Genomic DNA, 2,239 nt, shown 5'->3' with positions numbered 1-2,239 from the left:
GGCCTTGGCAGTTTCTACCAGCGAATAAATGATGGCACTGGAATTGGCACCGGCGACGGTGTCGCTAAAAAGCCATGCTTTACGGCCGATCACAAAGGGACGAATCGCATTTTCGCAACGATTGTTATCAATCGGCAGATCACCACGCTCCGTATAGCGGATCAGCATGGGCCAGCAATTGCGCAGGTAGGTGAGTGCCGTTCCGAGTGCACTTTTCGGTGCGGCTGCTGGCTGTGTTTTGTCCAGCCATGCATGAATTTTAGCCAGGACGGGCAGGCTCAACTCCTGTCGCGCCTGCAGGCGCAGCTCTGGTGTCGCGTCTTTGTGCTCGCTTTCGATGCGATACAGTTTTCTGATCAGTTCCACCGCTTCATCGGCGCGCCCCCGCTTGCCCTTGGGCTGCACTTTAACCGCCTCAACAAAGCGCCGACGTACATGCGCCCAGCAAACGAGGCGTTCTATGCCTTCTGTTTGTGCCAATTGGTTATAACCATCGTAAGCGTCCGTCATCAGATAGCCGCGATAGTCGTGCAGCAGGCGCACCGGCACCTTCCCGCTACGGCTGGGATCGTAATCAAATATCACTACAGGCTTATCCGGCAGCCCGCCGGCTTGCACCCACATATAGCTTTGCGACGTGGGTGCCTTGTCTTTTTCTTTGAGCACCTGCACCACGGTTTCATCGATATGAATGAAGGACCCGGCGAGCAAGCTGTCACGCGCCAGATTTAACAAGGGTTGCAGTAGCGTGGCCGAGCCGATCACCCAGCGTCCCAGTGTCTGTTCCGGAACTGGTGCATGAAAGCGCTCAAGTACCTTGGCGAAGCGACTGATGGGCTGTCCGTCGACAAATTTCACGGTTAGCAGCATGGCCAGGAAATCCGGACTGGCATTGGTTTTTGGCAGTGGCTGTGGCGGCAAGACGGCGGTCACGGGGACGTGCACGCTGCCGGGGCAGCCATAGCGCTTGCGGATATGCCGCAGCACGCGAATTTGCATTGGTACGATGTCTAGTTGTTCGCTGATGTCCTGGCCGATTTCAACCATGGCGGTGCCGCAAGGACAAGTGCGTTCATCTTCAGGGACATCGTGCACAATCTCGATGCGCTCAAGCTCTGCAGATAAGGGCGCACGTTTGCCACGCGGTTTTTTTTCGGCTGGTGCTGTTGCCGCTGACTCTGTCGATGGAATCGGGGCGAGGTCTTGCTCATCGGTGCTGGACTTTGCCAGGACTTCGGCTTCATCGAATAGGCGCGCCTGGCTTGACGACTGTTCGGAGCTGGAGCCAAACTGGCGATGCCGCGCCAGAATGAGTTGTTCTATCATGCGATGCAAGCGTTCTTGCGCTTCGCGTTTGACGGTGTTGACTGCAATGGCGACCGCGGCTTCGACAGCAGCTTCGACAGCAGCGTCAACCGCACTCTTCATGGCGACTTCATGCGCAGCTTGCTGAGCATGGAGGAGTGCTTTTAGCGCCGCTACATCGTTAGGAAGATTGTCTGGCAACCGTACCTTATCGGAGGCGATTTCAGGCAATAAAAACGCGGGTTTTTTGGTGGTAAAAGGCATACTGAATTTTACCAAATCCTCCTATGAAACAGAAGTAAAATGCAGAGTTTTATGGGGTTTATTTTGCCATAAATCAAAGCCTTCGAGTAGCCATTCAAATTCCTGCAAATTGATCGTTTGCGTCATGGCTTCAAGCTCTTTTGGCCAGGCGAATTTCTCTGATTCCAGACGCTTGAGCCACAAGCAGAAACCATTGCGGTGCCAGTAGAGAACTTTGAGTTTATTGCGCTGCCGGTTGGTGAAGACGTAGAGCACACTGGCGAACGGGTTGAGACCGAGTTCTTGCTCGACGAGTACAGCGAGGCCATTGATGGCTTTGCGAAAGTCGATCGGTTCGCGACAGAGGTAGACATGCTCGACCTGACAGCCCGGGTGCATCAGCGCACTCCTTGTGTAGATAGTGCCAGCGAGGCCAGCCATTCCGGCGTGGGCAGTGCTGCCATATCCAACCGGATGGCATTGCCAATCCGTAAGGTGTAATTGCCAGCATCCGATGGTGCAATGCGTTGGGCGACATTGGTTTCGCCAGCGATGCGTAGCGAGACGAATTTATTGCTGGGGTTAAGCTGACTCGCCGCTTTTGATGGGAGCTGCGACCTTTTTTTGTTTAGCTTGCGTCGCCAGTAATAGAGGCAATCGGCTGATATCCCATGCGCTCTTGCATAGGCCG

General features: G+C 54.6%; 3 protein-coding genes. All 3 read right to left on the bottom strand.

Annotated features, from left to right (window positions below):
• A partial coding sequence (gene tnpC, locus AAKU61_RS22460) for an IS66 family transposase (protein ID WP_354335841.1) occupies nt 1–1,569 on the bottom strand: 1,569 nt, incomplete at its 3' end.
• Between the two features lie 21 nt (nt 1,570–1,590).
• On the bottom strand, nt 1,591–1,947 hold the full coding sequence (gene tnpB / locus AAKU61_RS22455; protein WP_354335840.1) for an IS66 family insertion sequence element accessory protein TnpB: 357 nt from the start codon (nt 1,945–1,947) through the stop codon (nt 1,591–1,593).
• The coding region (gene tnpA, locus AAKU61_RS22450; protein WP_354335838.1) for an IS66 family insertion sequence element accessory protein TnpA at nt 1,947–2,239 on the bottom strand (293 nt) is incomplete at its 5' end. The genes tnpA and tnpB, both read right to left, overlap by 1 nt.

Source organism: Undibacterium sp. GrIS 1.2 (genome assembly GCF_040544435.1).
Classification (GTDB): Bacteria; Pseudomonadota; Gammaproteobacteria; order Burkholderiales; family Burkholderiaceae_D; genus Undibacterium.
This window is presented reverse-complemented; position numbering and strand designations above follow the sequence as displayed.